Annotated in this window: 9 protein-coding genes; 7 read left to right on the top strand and 2 right to left on the bottom strand. The window is 66.1% G+C overall.

Going from position 1 to position 17,837, the window contains the following annotated elements:
• Positions 1 to 565 precede the first annotated feature (565 nt).
• From ABD345_RS34510 to ABD345_RS34490, 5 genes are all read left to right on the top strand, one after another.
• On the top strand, positions 566 to 847 hold the full coding sequence (locus ABD345_RS34510) for a hypothetical protein (protein WP_344558055.1): 282 nt from the start codon (positions 566 to 568) through the stop codon (positions 845 to 847).
• Entirely contained in the window at positions 801 to 1,328 is a 528-nt protein-coding gene (locus tag ABD345_RS34505; protein ID WP_344558053.1) for a DUF6879 family protein, read from the top strand. The genes ABD345_RS34510 and ABD345_RS34505 overlap by 47 nt, the downstream gene beginning before the upstream one ends.
• Positions 1,329 to 1,364: 36 nt before the next feature.
• Positions 1,365 to 2,213: a helix-turn-helix domain-containing protein gene (locus ABD345_RS34500; RefSeq protein WP_344558074.1), complete on the top strand. Its 849-nt coding sequence runs from the start codon at positions 1,365 to 1,367 to the stop codon at positions 2,211 to 2,213.
• 164 nt (positions 2,214 to 2,377) lie between these two features.
• Positions 2,378 to 2,815 carry an ATP-binding protein gene (locus ABD345_RS34495; protein WP_344558072.1) on the top strand — a complete coding sequence of 146 codons (438 nt, stop codon included), beginning with the start codon at positions 2,378 to 2,380 and terminating at the stop codon, positions 2,813 to 2,815.
• A 319-nt stretch (positions 2,816 to 3,134) separates the two neighbouring features.
• Entirely contained in the window at positions 3,135 to 3,569 is a 435-nt protein-coding gene (locus ABD345_RS34490) for an NUDIX hydrolase (protein ID WP_344558070.1), read from the top strand.
• Between the two features lie 20 nt (positions 3,570 to 3,589).
• Here ABD345_RS34490 and ABD345_RS34485 read toward each other — a convergent pair whose 3' ends face one another.
• The gene (locus ABD345_RS34485; protein WP_344558068.1) at positions 3,590 to 4,951 is read right to left on the bottom strand and encodes a tetratricopeptide repeat protein; all 1,362 of its coding nucleotides are present in this window, start codon (positions 4,949 to 4,951) and stop codon (positions 3,590 to 3,592) included.
• A 480-nt stretch (positions 4,952 to 5,431) separates the two neighbouring features.
• The gene (locus ABD345_RS34480; protein ID WP_344558066.1) at positions 5,432 to 10,060 is read right to left on the bottom strand and encodes an FG-GAP-like repeat-containing protein; all 4,629 of its coding nucleotides are present in this window, start codon (positions 10,058 to 10,060) and stop codon (positions 5,432 to 5,434) included.
• Between the two features lie 555 nt (positions 10,061 to 10,615).
• On the opposite strand from ABD345_RS34480, the gene ABD345_RS34475 reads away from it, so the two are divergent.
• Both ABD345_RS34475 and ABD345_RS34470 read left to right on the top strand, forming a co-directional pair.
• Positions 10,616 to 17,233 carry an RHS repeat domain-containing protein gene (locus ABD345_RS34475; protein WP_344558064.1) on the top strand — a complete coding sequence of 2,206 codons (6,618 nt, stop codon included), beginning with the start codon at positions 10,616 to 10,618 and terminating at the stop codon, positions 17,231 to 17,233.
• Positions 17,234 to 17,359: 126 nt separating this feature from the next.
• The gene (locus ABD345_RS34470) at positions 17,360 to 17,788 is read left to right on the top strand and encodes a hypothetical protein (RefSeq protein WP_344558062.1); all 429 of its coding nucleotides are present in this window, start codon (positions 17,360 to 17,362) and stop codon (positions 17,786 to 17,788) included.
• Positions 17,789 to 17,837 lie beyond the last annotated feature (49 nt).

The raw sequence follows: 17,837 nt of genomic DNA, 5'->3' as shown, positions 1-17,837 counted from the left end.
CGTCAGGTCCGACGGATACCCGCCCCAAACACCGCTCACAACAGGCTCAACGACCACTCCAGCCCGGCGACACGGCAGATCTCAAACACGGTCTCAGAGGTGACGAATAGCGAGCAGAGCCTCCGGTTCCGGCCTGACACCACCGTGGTGCGCCGCGCCGTCCACACGGGGCGAGTGTGGACGGCGAAGCCGCACCGGGTGGTTGCCGGCATCGGGCACGTGCTGACCCGGGCCTGCTGCCCGACATCGAGAAACTGACCCCGACGACCTGGGTCGAGTCCCTGCGCACCGGCAGTGACGCCATCTGCGAGCAGGGCCTGGACCACCTCCACTGTCGGCGCCGTCAATGGCAAGGATGTCCCTGCGGGCTTCTCCAGCCATAGCTCGGTCACCGGCGTCCACACCCTCGAACCCGAGATCCCCGTCCCCCGCGTCCCGGTCAGCGGATGGTGAGCAGGTTGTTCTCGCGCACCACTTCCAGCGACGCGCTCTTGACGTCCCGTCAGGAGTGGCGGGACGGTGAGAGCCGCAAGGACTCGCAACTGGCTTGGCACAAGGAGCGGTCATGGCACTACGGTTCAGGGGCATCGATCCCGAGTCGCCCAACGGGGGCTCGCCGACGGTGTGGCTGGAGGACGAGAAGGCGGAGATCGTCGTCCAGGGCTGGCTGCCCGATGAGGACCAGCTCCGGGAGATCAGTGAGACCGAGTGGGCGCCCGGCCACGGCGCGGGCGTGCCGGACCACGAGGGCGTCGTCCGGATTCCGGTTCGCATGATCCCCTTCCTGCGAAAGGTGTGCGATGACGCCGAGCGTGCCGGACTTTGGCGCCCTGCTGAGGAGCGCTGAGCGCTCGGCCTGCCACCTGGAGATGCGCGACTCCTACGGCGAGGACCAGGTGTTCGCCGACTGGCGCGCGGGCCTGCCGGTCGAGCGGCCCGAGGCGTACGACCTGCCCGAGGAGTACACCAACTGGGCGGCGCTGGTGCGGGAGACGGTCGGCCGCGGGGTGCAGGTGCGGCGGGCCCGGGTCGTCTCGGAGCCGGCCAGCGCCTACATCAGGTGGGAGCACGCGATCACCGAGCGGCACAACGTCGCGCTCGGCGAGCAGGTGCGCTGGCTGCCCCGTTCGAAGGCGTCCGACCTGCTGCTGCCGGGCAACGACCTGTGGCTGGTCGACGACTGCCGCGTGTTGTTCCACTGGTTCAGCGGCGACGGCGGGTGGGCCGGCCACGAGGGCACCGAGGACCAGGCCGTGGTGAAGGCGGTGGCCGCGGCGTTCGAAGCCGTCTGGGAGCGGGCCGTCCCGCACGCGCAGTACCCCCTCTGACCAGCCGTCCACCACCACCGCCGGGCAGCCAGCACCATGTCGTCCACCCCCTCCTCCAGCGTCCTCGAAGCGCGCAAGGCCCTCGCGGCCCGCCTGGTGGCCTTGCGCAAGGACGCCCGCCTGACCGGCGACGAGCTGTCCGCCCGGTGCGGCTGGCACCCGGCGAAGACCTCCCGGATCCAGAGCGGCAAGGCCCAACCGTCCGAGGACGACCTGCGCGCCTGGTGCACCGCCTGCGGCGCCCAGGACCAGGCCGACGACCTGATCGCCGCTGCCCGCGCGGTCGAGACGATGTACACCGAGTGGCGCCGCATGGAACGCGGCGGCCTGCGCGCCGCCCAGGAATCGGTGGCCGACCTCTACCACCGCACCAACCTGTTCCGCGTCTACGCCAGCCGCGTCCTGCCCGGCATGGTGCAGACCCCCGAGTACACCGAGGCGGTGCTGCGCTCGATCCAGCGCGCCCGCGTCGAAGTCGACGACGTCACCGACGCGGTGGAGGCCCGCCTCGAGCGCCAGCGGATGCTGTTCTCCGGCCGGCACCGCTTCGGCCTGCTCATCGAGGAGTGGGTGCTGCGCGCCGCGGTGTGCGACCCGGAGACGATGGCCGCCCAGCTCGGCCACCTGCTCGCCGTCGCCTCAAGCCCGTTCGTCAGCATCGGCGTCATCCCGACCGGGCCCGGCCGCCCGCACCTGCCGGTCGAGGACTTCTACCTCTTCGACGAGGCCGAGGTCGCCGTCGAGCTGACCTCCGGCTACCTGCGGATCACCCAGCCGCACGAAATCGCCGACTACGTGCGGACCTTCACCGACCTCGCGTCCACAGCAGTCTACGGGGCCGGAGCCCGTCAACTCATCACCACCGCGATAGCCGCGCTCGGGTGACGCTGCGCAAGATGGCGCAACTTCGTTGAGCCCGTACCCGTCCGCTCCCTACCGTCGTAGAACCCGCCGCCGCGGCCTGCCTCGGGCCCGCCCGGAGAGCGGGCCGCGCACCGGGCAGCGGCGCAGCCGGAGGCCCACCCGCCGACCAGGAGCGGAGTTCCACCATGGCCGTCCAGGCCCCGACCCGGCCGCCCGCCGCCTTCGCGCGGGTGCTGCTGCCCTACCATCCGCGTTCCGCCTCGGCCGCCCGGCGCCTGGTCCGCGGCGCCCTGCTGGAGTGGGGCCTGGAGGAGCTGGTCGACGCCGCCGAGCTGATCGTCAGCGAGCTGGTCGGCAACGCGGCGAAGACCGGCTGCCACCTGAAGATGGCTGTGATGGTGGAGCGGGTCACCGGTACGTCGGCGCGCGTCAGCGTCCGGGACGGCTCCCGTACGCTGCCCTGCCTGATCGACGCGGGCCTGGCCGCCGAGTCCGGCCGAGGCCTGGCCTTGATCCACGACCTCACCGGCAGGCTGTGGGGTGCCAAGCTGGAATCGGACGGCAAGACCGTCCACGCCGACCTACACACCCGCATCCCCGTTCCCGCGCAGGTCGCACTCTGAGTGCCGGCCGAACCCGCTCTCGGCCCACACCGGAACCGGGAACCTGCTGCGGCGTAGCGGCCCTGATACCGCGTCCCTACCGAAGCCGAGGCGCACCAACCGGGCGCACCTAGTGTCGGCTGAGCACAGCCCAGCAGCGTGGCTGGTGCCGTTTCGAAGACTGGGCCCCTGCTTCCCGGACCACGCCCGCGGTATGTGCCAGCACGCCGTGTTCGCTGCCGCGCACGCCCTGCGCGTGCGCGGACGGCTCCCTCCATCCGCGCTGATTGGGTATCAGGTCCCGGTCGCGCACCACACCTATGCTTCCAAGGGAGAGGCCGTGTCGGAGAAGGTCGTCAGGAAGAAGGTTGTCGCCTACGTCGTGCGCGACGGCAGGCTGCTGGTGTTCCGGCACGCCGACAACACCTACGAGGAGGTGGGGATCCAGGTTCCAGCGGGCAGCGTGCGCCCCGGCGAGGCACCGGAGGATGCGGTGCTGCGCGAGGCCCGGGAGGAGACCGGGCTCACCGAATTCAAGATCGTGTCCAAGCTCGGCACGGCCGAGTACGACATGGCCCCCTACCGCCGCGAGATCCAGCAGCGGCACATCTACCACCTGGAGCTGACCGAGCCGACCGAGGAGCGGTGGATGAGCCAGGAGGACCACGACGGCGTCGGGGAGCCGACCCGCTTCGAGTGCTTCTGGGTCCCACTGGAGGTGGCCCACATCCTCCAGTCCGGCCAGGGCGCGCTGCTGGGAAGACTGCCTGAGTAGCGGGCCGGCCCGTCGCCGGTTCAGAACGGAGGCATGTCGGCCCACAGGTCCGCCGTCGGGGTTGGCGGAGGCGGGGCAGTGGTGCGCTGAAGGAGGGCCAGTGCCTCGGTGGTGCGGCCGAGGTCGATCAGGTAGCCGGCCAGCTTCGTGGTGTGCCATCGCGGGACGGTGTGCTGTTCGAGGGCGGCGACGGCTTCTTCGGTGCGCCCGGAGTCGGCGAGGAGGCGGGCGATGTCGGCCGCCGCGTAGGGGGTGTCGGCTTCGGGGTGGGTGCGGGCCTGCTGGACGGCGGTGTCGACGCCGTCGCGGGCGGCGAGCAGGGACAGCCGGAACCAGTACAGGTCCCACGGTTCCTGGCCGCCGCGCCGGGTGGCCAGGATGTCGAGGTGGGCGAGTCCTTCGGCGGGGCGGCCTGCTTTCAGGCACAGGTCGGTGAGGGTGTGCAGGATCCAGTCCTCTGCGGGGCGCCGGTCGGCCTGATCGCGCATGACGGCGATGGCTTCGTCGTCCCGGCCATGCCGGGCGAGGAGTTGCGCGTGGGCGAAGGCGGCGTTCGGGTGCTCTGCGGCGGGCAGTTCCTCCCACCGGTACACCGCGATCGCCCCTTCGACGTCCCCGCGTTCCTCCAGCACTTGGGCCAGCGGCTCCAGCGCCTCTTCGTCTCCAGTGGCCTTCGCGTAGGCGTACAGCTCCTGGAAGCGGCCGTGCCGGGCCAGCAGGTCCGCCAACTGGTCGCGGCTGCCGCCTTGGACGGCGTGCCGGGGCCGGAGTAGGGCGATGGCATCGTCGATGCGGCCCTGTCGTTCTCGGATGGTGGCGAGCAGCCCGCGGGCGGTGTCGATGTCGAAGCCGCGGCAGCACCAGGGGAAGTCGGTGCACCGGTGCTCGGCAATCCGGGCGCTCAGCAGTGCGGCTGCCTCCTCCTCGCGGCCGGCGGCGGCAGCGACCTCCGCCAGGGCGCTGATGCGCCCGCGCTCGTCGGCGAGGGGCAGCAGCAGGTCGAATGCCTCCGTCGCACGGCCGTGTCGGGCGAGCAGCCGAGCGTAGTGCTCCAGCGCCTGCGGGTGGCCCAGGGCCGTCCGGGCCCGGACGGTCTCGATCGCCTCCTCGGTGCGGCCCCCGTCCTCCAGCAGCTCGGCGACCTCCACGACGGCTGTCCACCATGTCGTCGCGACGTATGGCGCCAGCACCTCCAGCGCCTCGTCCAACCGGCCCTCCCCAGCGAGTGACCGGGCCCACGCACTGGCGCAGAACCACTCCCCGCGCCCGGCCCGATCCGCCACCACCGCGCCGTGCCCGCGCTCCAGGAGCCGGTCGACCAGCTCCGACGAGATCGAACCGGAGCCGGTAAGGCACCGGCGCTGAAGATCGTCAGTGTCCATGGCGGAGCACCGTAGTGCTCGCCTCCGACACCGGCCGATGCGTGCAGCCGCCGGGGAATACGGCACGGTTGGAATGACGCTCCCCGTCAGTCGGCGCCTCCGCCTGGACGGCGGAGCAGCGGCAGGCCTACGCCAACGACCTCGACGAGGCCAAGGCGTTGGTCGCGGTGTCAGCGAAGTCCAACCGCAGCAAGGCGGACAAGGGCGTCGTGGAGTGGCTGCCGCTGGCTGAGGCCTACTGCTGCATCTACCTGACCGACTGGGTAATTGGTGAAGACGCGTTGGGACCTGACGGTGGACCAGGTGGAGGCCGACGCGCTGCACCCGCTCGCCACCGACTGCCCCAATGAGCAACTCACTGTCGCCCTCGCCCGCTGAGCCCGCTATACCCCATGAGTTCGCCCTTGTTCACCAGTGAGGAGCTGGTGAACAAGGGCGAACGGTTTTCTCTGTGGTTCTGTATATCGCCTGTTCCGTGTATCAGACGGCGTCGAGGATTTGGCCCCAGTCGGTCCAGCCGGGGGTGGCGAAGTCGTCGCCGCCGTTGGTGAGCCAGGCGTGGGTGGTGCTGTTGATGAGGAGGTAGTCGGCGCGGCCGTCGGCGTCGATGTCGGTGAAGTCGACCTGGCTCTTGGTGGTGGTGTGGCCGGTGGAGATGACGGGGCGCAGGACCCAGCCGCCGCGGCCGTCGCCGCCGTGGTTGATGTAGGTGGTGATGCTGCCGTCGGTGTTGACGATGGTGTAGTCGGCCTTGCCGTCGCCGTCCAGGTCCGTCAGCCGGATACGGGTGCGGTCGCTGGTGGTGCCGGTGGCGAGCTGGCCGAGCGGGGTGAAGCCGCCGTGGCCGTCGCCGCCGTTGTTGAGGTAGACGGTGAGTGCGCCGCTGTCGCTGAAGGTCAGGTAGTCGGTCTTGCCGTCGCCGTCGAAGTCGGCGAAGCGTACGTGGTCGGAGTCGCCGGTGCTGCCGGTGGTGACCTGGCCGTAGTAGATCCAGCCGCCGTGGCCGTCGCCGCCGGCGTTCAGCCAGGCGTTGACCGCGCCGCCGTTGAAGACGAGGTAGTCGGCCTTGCCGTCGCCGTCCCAGTCCGCGAAGCGGACCTTGGTCCAGTCGGTGGTGGTGCCGGTGGTGACCTGGCCGATGTCCTGCCAGCCGCCGTGGCCGTCGCCGCCGGCGTTCAGCTTGACGTTGACGGCGCCGTTGTCGGCGATGGTGATCGCGTCGGCTTTGCCGTCGCCGTTGAAGTCGGCGTAGCGGAGTTTGCCGGTGCCGCCTGCCTCGTCGACGGCGGCGTTGTTGTGCCAGGCGCGGCGGTAGGTGCCGGAGCTCCAGATGGGGGTTCCGTCGGGCTTGTAGATGACGAGGTTGCCGTCAGGTTGGAAGAACATGACGTCACCCGGCGCGTTGTTGGTGGAGGTGCCCCACAGTGCGGTGCCGGTGGTGTGGGCGGCCTGCGGGTAGGCGACGAGGTTGCCGTCGGGCTGCAGGGTCATCACCGAGGCGGAGGTGCTGTTGGTGCTGCCGTAGGTCCAGGTGCCGTAGCCGGGGTTGCTGATGGTCAGGATGCCGTTGCGGAAGGACATGTTGGCGCGTCCGGCGGCCCAGGTGGTGCCGCTGGGGTAGTTGGTGTCGTCGCTGGGGAACAGGACGTAGCCGGGGGTCCCGGACAGCAGGGCGACCTGGGTGGGGGTCAGCGCGGTGCCGGCCCAGGTCTGGACGTTGGAGACAGCGCCCTTGTAGAAGGACTGGCGGGTGCCGTTCGCCAGCAGGTCGCCGATGCGCAGGCCCTTGGTGAAACCGGTGACCGCGGTGTGGGCGGAGGTGTTGGCGACGATGCCGTTGACGTACAGCGAGAGGATGTTGGTGTTCTGGTTGTACGTCGCGGTCAGGTGGGTCCACGCGCCGAGCTGAACGGCCGCGCCGGTAGCGGCACAGTCCCACGACGGGGCGCTGGTGTCGGCCGTGGCCAGGCAGAAGATCCAGTGCTTGGACGCGGCGTCGGCGTAGAGCTTGAACCCCGCACTCGTGGTGCCGTCCTGCGAGAGCACCGTCCCGTCCGCGACATCGGGCTTGGTCCACACCGAGACGGTGAAGCTGTTCGCCACGTTCACCGCCGACGCACTGGTGCTCAGCACACCGGCGGAGGTGCCGTTGAGACGCACATCGGGGCTGAACAGGTCCTTGCTGCTCCAGGTCGCACCGGCCTGGCCGCTCAGGTTCAGGGTACCGGTGCGGTCGGCGGCGGTGGTGGCCTGCGCCCCCTCGGTGGCGTTGTCGTCCAGCGGCCAAGTGTGAGTGGTCGCCAGCAGAGTTTGGGCGCTTTGGCCGCTGAGGGTGGTGCCGTTGAACAGGTTGGCGGTGGCTGCGCCGCTGGTGTTCACCGACCACAGGTCGAGGGTGCCGTTGCGGTCGATGTCCGCGGCCTGCAGGGCGGGCCTGGCGGCCTTGGTCCAGCCGCTGGAGGCGACCAGGACAGGGGTGACGGTGTTGCCGAGGGTCAGGTCAAGCAGGTTGGCCGCGCTGTAGTAGTAGAGCTGGCCGCCGGTGTCGGAGCGGGTGAACATGCCGGGCATGTTGTCGGTACCGAGCGCGGTGACGATCGTCCACCCGGCCCAGGTACCGGTGCCGGTGGGGTTGATGTCGGAGAGGTCCACCTCGGCGGGGAAGAAGCCACCGGGCATCGCAGCGGTGGGCTGCAGGTAGAGGGAGCCGTCCAGGATGCTCAGCAGCGAGGGGAACGGGTTTGGATCACCCTGCGCTGCCGTGATGTAGAGCTGACCGGCATTCGCGACCCAGGTGGCCTTCGCGCTAGTGGTGGGTGAAGTGAAAGCTACGGACGGAACGCTCCTGCTGATCAGCGGATCCAGCGCTGAGCCGTCGCCGTTGCCGTAGAGGACCATGCCTGCGCCGGTGGCGGGGTTGTACTGCAGGACGTCGTTGAAGCCTGCGCCGGAGCGGAAGTGGCCGATGATGGCCTGGGTACCGTTCCAGTCGGTCGGGGATGGGCTGGTGCCGGCGGTGCCCTTGGCGCCGAGGTTGTCTGCGGCGGTGTTCAGTGACTTCGTGGTCGTGCCGCTGGCCATCCAGAGCCCGGAGGGCAGGGATGACTGGCTGCCGACAACGGCGAGGTCGGTGCGGCCGTCGCCGGTGAGGTCGTTCTCCGGCGCGGTCGCCGCGGGTGCGGCGTCGAGTTCGACGACCTCGCTGTCACCGCTGGGGTTGCCACCGGCGGAGAGGGCGGTGACGGTCAGCACGTTGTGCGCACGGTTCGGCTTGATGCTCACCGTGGCAGCGCCGGACAGGGCGGTGACGGTGCTGGGGGCTGCGCCGTTGAGTTGGTAGGTGTAGCTCGCGGGGGCGGTTCCGACCGGGTTGGCCGAGATGCTCACCTGGGTGGGTGTGCCGACGGTGAACGGGCCAGAGCCGACAGCAGCCGTCGGCTTGCCCGGCGCGGTCGGGTCGAAGGTGAACTTGCAGGTCGCGCTGGTGCCGCTGTTGACGAAACCGTCGTTGGTGTAGACGTTCCATGAGAACGTCGTTGCCGCACCGCCAGACGCGTTCATCAGGGCCTGACGGCCTACCAGGAGCTGGGCCGTAGTGCCCGACGTTGCGCTCAGGTTGCTGGCGTCGGAGGACGCCACGACAGTGCCGGTGGCTGTCTTGACCAGACGGAAAGCCACCCCGAGGTTGCCGCCGTCAGGGTCGGAGACCGCTGCGCGCAGCATGACGTCGCCGTTGCCGATGACGGTCGGCGTCGCGGCGGTGCAGGAGGTCGCGGGCGAGGTGGACAGCGTGCTGGGGGTGGTGGGGACGTGGTTGTACTTCGTCTCCATGTACATCGAACTGGGCTGGAACTTCTTGTAGCCGTAGCCGTCCGACTCGTTGGTGGCGCGCAGACCCAGCGTGATGTCACCCCAGTTGCCGTTGGCCGCACTCTGCATCAGAGCGGTGGTGTTGAAACCGACCGACGCGGCAGGGCACTTGCTGCTGTAACCGTTGGCAACGTTCAGGGTGTCACTCCTGGTACTCCAGGCAGGCTGGTTGTTCCACGTCGTGCTGCCCGAGATGGCGCCGGTCTGCCACAGTTCGACATCGGTACCGGTGCACGACGGCGACCAGGTCTCGGTCGCGTAAAACGTGGACGAGGAGACCTGCGCACCGTAGATCGCGCTGGGCACCGACATCTTCGCGAAGGCACGGCCGACGAAGAAGGGCGACTCCCAGTTGTTGTCGCCGACCCGCAGCCCCTCGCTGTCGGTGGTGTTCCAGTAACTGGTCGTCTTGAAAGCCGAGCTGACGTAAGTCCAGCCGAGCCTGGTGCTGCCGGCGGCGGAGTAGGTCGGGTCGATGTACAGCGGCCACGTGGTGTTCGTCCCCGACAGCAGCGCCGGATCAGGAGTGAGGGTGATCGCACCGCCCCCGTACTCCGCCTTCAGCGGCGCGACACGCGCGGTGGCACCGGGGCCGGCTTCACTGGAGAGGGCCGGACTGCCGCTGCGCGCGTCCAGCACCTGGCCGTTACTCGGGTCGGTGACGGTGGCCGCCGAGGTGTCCACCGCCGAGTCCCACACGCCGCGCACGGGCGCGGGCGCGGAGAAGACGACCTGGCCGTGCTTGTCCTTGCCGGTGATGTTGCCGGCCTCGTCGGTGCCCAGGTCGACACCGGTGGCCCGGGTCGTGAACGAGAGGCTCTTCAGCACGGGGTTGGCGGCCGCGGTGGCGTCCTTGACCACCAGGACCTCGGAGAAGCCGCCCTGTGGATCGGCGGTGACCTTCAGGTCGATTCCGGCCATCAGGCTGTAGGTCGCGGTGGGCCCCTCCAGCGTCGGCGTCGGCAGGTCCTTCACCAGCGCATCCGGCAGCGACAGCGACAGCGAACGGCTGCCGCTCTTCATCTGCGCCAGCGGACCCGACCCGCCACCCGACAGGGTCAGAGGGCTGCTGGCGAGTTTCGGCGCGATCGAGCCGTCCGGCTGCTTCACCAAGGTGGCGTCCAGCGGCTTCCAGCCGCCGTCCCGGTAGGCCCGCACCGGAGTGACCGCCTGCTTCAGCGTGAAGCTGCCGTCTGGGTTCGCCGTCAGCTCATCCGTCGGCGTTGTCGCAGCATCCACCACGACAGCCTTCCCGGACGACCGGGCCTTCGACAGCGCCTGCTCGGCCGACAACGGCCCAGCGGCCTGCGCGGTACCCGGCTGTGCGGTGTTCGCCTGCGCGGGCACCATCGCAGTGAGAGTCAGTGCGGTCAGTGCAGCACCGAGCGTTGCGGCGAGTACACGTCTTGTTGGTGTGGAAGGTGGCACAGGTAGCCCCCAGCCCTTTCGTTTACGGATCAGACGACGGCTACCGCCGACATCCGGCAGGAGGGTTACACACGATGAGAGTTGACTTGAAGTCGCACCACCCACCATCCGAAGCGAATTGAGTGCCTTGTCAGATATTTACCCGATATGTCAGCTCAATGAAAAGCAAATAATTTGCAAAATCAGCCACCTGTAGGCGACTTGTCCGGTGACGGCAACTTGAGACCGTTGTCATGATCGTCATCGAACTCGACATCGGCCACCTTGTCGGGAAATCCGTGCTGCCTTCGCGCAGCCAATCAAAGAGACATGGAAAGACCTATGCCTCGTATGGATAGGCGTCAAGTGAGCAATCAAGGATCACACTTGACGCATCATCAGACATTGAAATTGACTACTCGTCAAAAAGCTTTTCAGCCATGGCTGGTAGGGGCTTCCGCGGTAGTGCTGATGTCCGCGTTGATCGCGGCTCCGGCACAGGCTGCGGACGCATCCCAGCCGTGGAAGCCCAGCAAGCCTTCTGCAGGGGCCGTGAAGGGGGTGAAGGACCTCAAGCCAAAGGTTGACCAGCAGGTCAGCCAGGCCCAGCGCGCCTTCGCGCCTCACGCCACTGCCTGGCCCAAGGCCGGTAAGGGCAGCGTCAAACTCACCGCAGTGTCTGAGAAGTCCGACAGTGCCAGGCAGGCTGCTACCGGCACGCCAGTGTGGCTGCAGGCAGCCAAGTCCGACGGCAATGCCTACCATGGGCCCTCCGAGGTCGGCGTGTCGGTGCTCGACCACCAGAAGGCGGCCGAACTCGGCATCTCCGGCATGGTCTTCACCGTCGCCCCGTCCGAGGCCAAGGGCAAGAGTAAGGGCAAGGTTCGGGTCGGCGTCGACTACTCGGCCTTCGCTGAGGCCTACGGCGGCAACTACAGTTCACGCCTGCAGCTGGTCACCCTTCCGGCCTGCGCGCTCACCACGCCAGAGGTCGCGGAGTGCCGGGTGCAGACCCCGCTGCCGACCCAACGCAACGCCAAGGCGTCCAGCATGTCCGCGGAGGTCGAGCTCGGGACCTCGTCTACTGTGCCGGCATCTGCCGCTGCGGACACCGCCCACGTAGCTCCTGCGCTCTGGTCAGGTGGTGGCGCAAGTGCGCTGAGCCCAGCTTCGACGTCAGATGTTCAGGTTCTCGCAGCCACCACTTCTGGCGGCCAAGGTGGTGGTTCGGCAGGCAACTACGGCGCCAGCGCGCTGTCCCCGTCTGGCTCGTGGACGGCTGGCACTGCCAGCGGCTCTTTCAGCTACGCGTACCCGATCCAAACTCCGGCTGCTACGACCACGCTGACACCCAAAATCGGGCTCGCCTACGACTCGGCCTCGGTGGACGGCAAGACGGCCTCCACCCAGGCGCAGGCGTCCTGGGTGGGTGACGGCTGGTCGAGTCCGGATTCGTTCATCGAGCAGACCTTCACCTCCTGCGCGGACAAGCCCGAGGGCACCGCGTCGCCGTCCGAGACCGGCGACCAGTGCTACGCCGGGCCGATCCTGACGATGTCGCTAAACGGCTCGTCGACCGCGCTGGTGTGGGACTCCGCCAAGAGCACCTGGAAGCCGCAGAGCGACAACGGCGAGAAGATCGAGCACGTCACCGGCTCGAACAACGGCACCGGAACCTACAACACCGACTACTGGACAGTCACCGACCGCTCCGGCACTGTGTACTCGTTCGGCCGCAACCAGCTGCCCGGCTGGAGCTCGGGCAAGCCGGTGACCAACTCGGTCGACTCGGTGCCGGTGTACTCCTCGCACCCGGGCGACCCCTGCTACAACGCCGCCGGGTTCAACTCCTCAGTGTGCACCACGGCCTACAAGTGGCACCTGGACTACGTCAAGGACGTCCGCGGGCAGGCCATGTCCTACTGGTACGCCCAGGACACCAACTACTACGGCCAGAACAAGGGCGCGAGCAACACCAAGTACGTCCGCGACTCCTACCTGTCGAGGATCGACTACGGCTTCCTCGACAACGGCGCCTTCGGCACAGTCCCGGACCAGGTGCAGTTCGTCACCGGACCACGCTGCGTAGCTGCCGTCTGCGATCCGATCTCGTCCTCGAACGCCGGCACCCAGTACCCGGACGTGCCGTTCGACCTGATCTGCAACAGCGGAGCGACCTGTATCCCGCAGTCGCCGTCGTTCTTCTCGACCGTCCGGCTCAAGCAGATCGTCACCAGGCAGTACGCGACCGCGACCTCCCAGTACGCGCCGGTCGACACCTACGACCTCGCACAGACCGAGCCGCCTACGGGTGACGGCACCTCGCCCACCCTGTGGCTGGCCTCGATCACCCGCACCGGCAACGACACCAGCGCCGGCGGCACCGGCCCGGTCACCCTTCCGCCCGTGGTTTTCGGCGGCACCACCATGCAGAACCGGGTTGACACCGCCAACTTCCCCGGCATGTATCGCTACCGGCTGACCTCGATCACCACCGAACTCGGCGGCCTGACCAACATTACCTACGGCCTACCCAACCCCTGCACCGCCGCCTACACGGTATCCGCCAACGCCTCCACCAACACCAACTCCTGCTACCCGGTCAGCTGGACACCTAAGTTCTACAGCGAGCCCGTCACCGACTGGTTCCAGAAGTACGCCGTCACCAACGTCCTGGAGACTGACCGGACCGGTGGCGCACTCGCCAAGAACACCTCCTACGAGTACGGCGGCGGCGCCGCCTGGCACTACGACGACAACGAGGTCGTCCAGCCCAAGTACCGTACCTGGGGCCAGTTCCGCGGCTACGCCGACGTCACCACCCGCACCGGTAACGGCACCGACGACCGCCGCACCAAGAGCAAGACCAGCTACTACCGCGGAATGGACGGCGACTGGCTCTCCGCTACCTCTACCCGCACCGTCACCCTCACCGACTCCCAGGCAGCCACCCACACCGACAGCAACCAGCTGGCCGGAATGGCCCTCGAAAATACCGTCTACAAGGGAGACGGCGGCCCCATCGATAACCTGACTATTAATTCGTACTGGATATCGGACTCAACCGCGACTCGCACTCGCTCCAACCTGCCGCCTCTGACTGCGCAGGTAGTCAAACCCGCCGAAGGATACAAGCGCCAAGCAATCACATCCATCATTCCAGCCGCATGGCGCGTGACTGAAGCCAACAATACGTATGTCACGGACTCGTCAAATTCAAACTTTGGCCAGCTGGCGGCTAGTTACTCGCATACCGTTCCGGCGAACACTGCATACGACCGGTGTACCACTTATACCTACGCTCCTGCCAACATTTCCCTGAACCTCATGGGCCTGGTCGCCTCGCAGGAGACTGTCTCGGTCGCCTGTGGCGGATTCACCGAGGGGCCGATCGCTTCGGTACCTGCCACCTGGAACACCCTCACCGCCCCAGCCACTGTCAATCGGCCGGCCCAGGTGCAAGTAGCCACTCGCATGTTCTATGATGATCCAGCCTTCAGTTCTACTTTTCCTCAAGCCACCCCGCCCAGCGTCGGAAATGTCACCATGACTCAGGGCGCCTCGGACTACACCAGTGGATCCTATAGCTGGCAAATTGGCACACGTACTACCTATGACACTTACGGGCGGCCGTTGGTCACGAAAGATGCGAACGGCAATGCAACCACAACGGCCTATACTGTAAATTCGGTAGGTCTGACCACAGCTACCACAAGTACCAATGCCAAGGGTCAGACGACCAAGGCGGTGTTGGCGCCAGCCCGTAGCCTAATCTTGTCGGCAACGGACGCTAACAACATCACTACCAGCAGCCAGTCCGATTCCCTCGGTCGCTTGACCGGCGTATGGTCGCAGTCCCGTTCGACTTCAACCCCGGCGAACCTGAAATACACCTATACAGTGTCGAATTCAGGCCTGACCGGGACGACGGCGGAAAAGCTCAATGATTCCTTGGCATATGTGACGTCGACGACGGTCTACGACTCGCTCGGTCGTATACGCCAGACTCAGACGCCGACCCCGCAGGGCGGCCGGTTGATCACCGAGTCGTTCTTCGACTCCCACGGCTGGGTCACCAAGACCAACAAGGCGTACTGGGACTCCGCGACTCTTCCCACGCTAGCGCTGGCCAGCGTCCAGGACTCCCAGATCCCCGACCAGAGCACCACCGCCTACGATGGCCTGGGCCGTGCTGTACGCGTGGACTCACTGAAGTACTCCGTCACGCAGGAGAGTACGACCACCGTCTACGGCGGCGACCGCACTACGGTCATCCCGCCCACCGGCGGCACTGTCAAGACGACGGTGACTGACCCGTTGGGCCGCACCGTCGAACTCGACGACTACACCGCGCGCCCCACCGTGACACCGCCGACCGACACTTTCACTGGCGACTACACCGTCAGCGGCGGCACCAGTCAAGCCATCACCTACGGCTTCGACGGCCACGGTAAACAGAACACCGTCACCGCCAACGGCTCTACCTGGACCACCACCTACAACCTGCTTGACCGAGTCACCGGCAAGAACGACCCCGATGCTGGCGCCAGTGCCATGCAGTACGACCCAGTCGGCAACCTGATCCAGTCCACCGACTCACGTGGGAAAAGCGTCAGCTACACCTACGATGTCCTGAATCGCAAGACTGCCGCCTTCTCTTCGCCGGTGGCCGCGCAGTCCGACGTGACGAAGACCGCGTCCTGGGTCTACGACAACGACAACAACGCCGTGGCCGGCATGACCTATCCCATCGGCCACGTCACCACGGTGACGTCCTACGTGGGTGGCGCAGCCTACGAGACACAGGCTGCGGGTTTCAACGTCTTCGGCTCCTCCCTCGGGGAGACCGTCAAGATCCCGGCGTCCGAAGGCACCGCGCTCGGCGGCAAGTGGTACGTGTACTCGCACACGTACACCACCAATGCGGGCCTGCCGTACACCGACACCTACCCCGCGGGTAACGGCCTGCCGGCCGAGACCGTCATGCACGGATATACCTCCGCCTTCGACCTGCCGGCGGGATTGGCTTCCGGGAGTTACGGCTACACCCAGGACACGACGTACGACGCCTGGAGCAGGGTCCTGCAGTCTCAGATCGGCAGCCCCACCAGCTACGGCGTCATCAGCAACACCTACGACGTCCACACCGGACGTCTGAACGAGCAACTTGTCCAGCGCGCCACCACGGGCGCCCTGAGCGATGTCGACCGTCAGCACTACGACTACGACCTGGCTGGCAACACCACCCGGCAGGTCTCCACCCGCCTCGGTGTCACCTCCGAGACACAGTGCTTCAGCTACGACCAGCTCGACCGCCTCACCAAGGCGTGGACCGCCACCGACTCCTGCACGGTCACCCCCACCAGCACGGCGCACTCCCAGGTCGGCGACGCCGTCCCCGGCGGCGCCTACTGGACCGAATGGGCCTTCGACGCCCTCGGTAACCGCACCAACCAGGTCGAGCACTCCACCACCAACGGTGCCGACGCCAGCACTACTTACTCCTACAACGGGAACGGCAAGAACCAGCCTCACACCCTCACCTCCACCAGTGGCAGCAGCGCCCTCTCCTACGACAGCGCCGGCAACACCACCACTCGCACCACCGCCACCGGCGGCACCCAGACCCTCACCTGGGATGACGCGAACCGCCTCACCTCCATCAAAGGCGGCACCGCCGGAGACAGCTCCTACGTGTACGGCGCCGACGGCCAGGTCCTGCTTCAGAAGGACCCGGGCACCACGACCCTTTACCTGCCCGAACAGCAGTACACCCTCAACACCGTCAGCGGAGCCGTCACCGGCATTCGCTACCTCATCCTGCCCGGCGGCGGCACCCTCGTGCGCACCGGCACCCTGACCAACTACCGCTTCGAGATCGCCGACCCGCACGGCACCGCCGGTCTGATCCTCGACCGCACCGCCCAGACCCCCACCTGGCGCCAGTTCACCCCCTACGGAGCCCCGCGCGGCACCACCGTCGCCTGGCCCGATAACCGAGGATTCCTCAACAAGCCCACCTCCACCGCCACCGGCCTCACTATCCTTGGCGTCCGCCAGTATGACCCCAACACCGGCCGTTTCATCAGCCTCGACCCAATCTTCGACTCCACTGACGCCCAACAACTCGGCGGCTACAATTACGCCGCCAGCAACCCCATCACCAAGAGCGACCCCACCGGCCTGCGAGCCGACGGAAAAAATGGCGGGGCAAGCGAAAGCCAAGGCAACAACGAATCATATTGCAAAATTGGATTCAATCCATTTTCCTCTTGGACGGGGATACATGACTGGGCAGTCGAAGTGGCTGCGTCCTACATTTCCGCCATGGTCAGCGTGCGCTATGGTCTCAATAATAGCTGGCGAGTCACTACCGATACGACCCCCGAAGGAAAGAAGGCAAATAAAGTCCCAGAAGGCTCCGATCAAATCGGCAAAGACAAACTCATTCCCAGCCTTGGCGAAATGTTCACTGGGGGCCCTGGATATATTGATATAATGTCTAGGGAGGAAGATGCCATCTACGTCTGGGAGGTCAAGAACCAGGCCCCCGATGCCTGGCCCTCGGGTCTCCTGACCAGACGCGGAAAAGTCCGGGCCGAGTATGGTGGGCCGAGCCAGCTGGATCAGTACATAAAAAAGCTGACGGGCGGCACGGGGATGCTTGATGGATTGCCGGTCAAAAAGGGCTATTATATCCCCCCGCTAATCACCGAGAATCCTTATAATCCTGCACAGTTCATGGCGGTCGGAAGCATTAGTCCAAATATGCGTGGGGAAAATGATGGGATAATCACGTATCGGACTTATCGAGAGCCGGTTCCAAAGGCCAGGGAAGTGAAGGCGACGCAGCCTAAAACTGCACCATCCGAAGAGTCTTCATCTTGGTTTAGTTTCCATGTCAATTGGGATTCGGTGGGGAGTGGGATGCTTACCGGTGCTACTTATACCGGCCTTTTCCTGCTAACTCTTGCCACTGGCGGTGCGGCCACTGCCAATGAGTAGAAAGCTAGGATAGAATTCAGCAGGTCGGTCGGCGCTCAAGTCGCTGGGCGCTGGCCGTCCTGCAGCTTCTCGGGATTCTATTATAATTGGTCTCAAAATCTACCCACGAAGACAGGAGAAGAGTAAATGCCAATGGATTATACCGGGGAGGCCGTCGTGGCTTTGACGGTGGCGCTTCGAGATGCTCACTTTCGAATGAAGAATATTGTTCGCGAATGGGAAGAAAGTGCCCCGGCTGGAGTCGCACTGCGACGAAATTCAATTGGCCCCGCGTGGCAGTATGAGGAATCCCCGAATTCGTCATCATATATTGATGGCCATGTCCTTGAGTTGGCAAATGGAGTCGAAATCATTTGCCAGATCTCCATCAGGTTCGACACTGCTGGAACCGATCTCCTGGCCTCTATCTCCATCGAAGGTGAAGAGGATGTATTTCTAGAGCCCGTCACCACTGGCCCCAACGAATTCCCGGTCGGGTCCGAAGATCTGGTTCGCGAGATTGGAAACGCCGTATCTGAAATGGAAGGAATTGATATCTTCTCAATCGATTTTTAATAAATTTAAAAATTCGAATTTCAGCAAGGTTGGACCCTGTCTTATAATT

The sequence above is a fragment of the Kitasatospora saccharophila genome, assembly GCF_039529925.1.
Taxonomy (GTDB): Bacteria; Actinomycetota; Actinomycetes; order Streptomycetales; family Streptomycetaceae; genus Kitasatospora; species Kitasatospora saccharophila.
The sequence above is the reverse complement of the archived record's forward strand: the minus strand, read 5'-3'. Positions and strand labels throughout refer to the sequence as shown.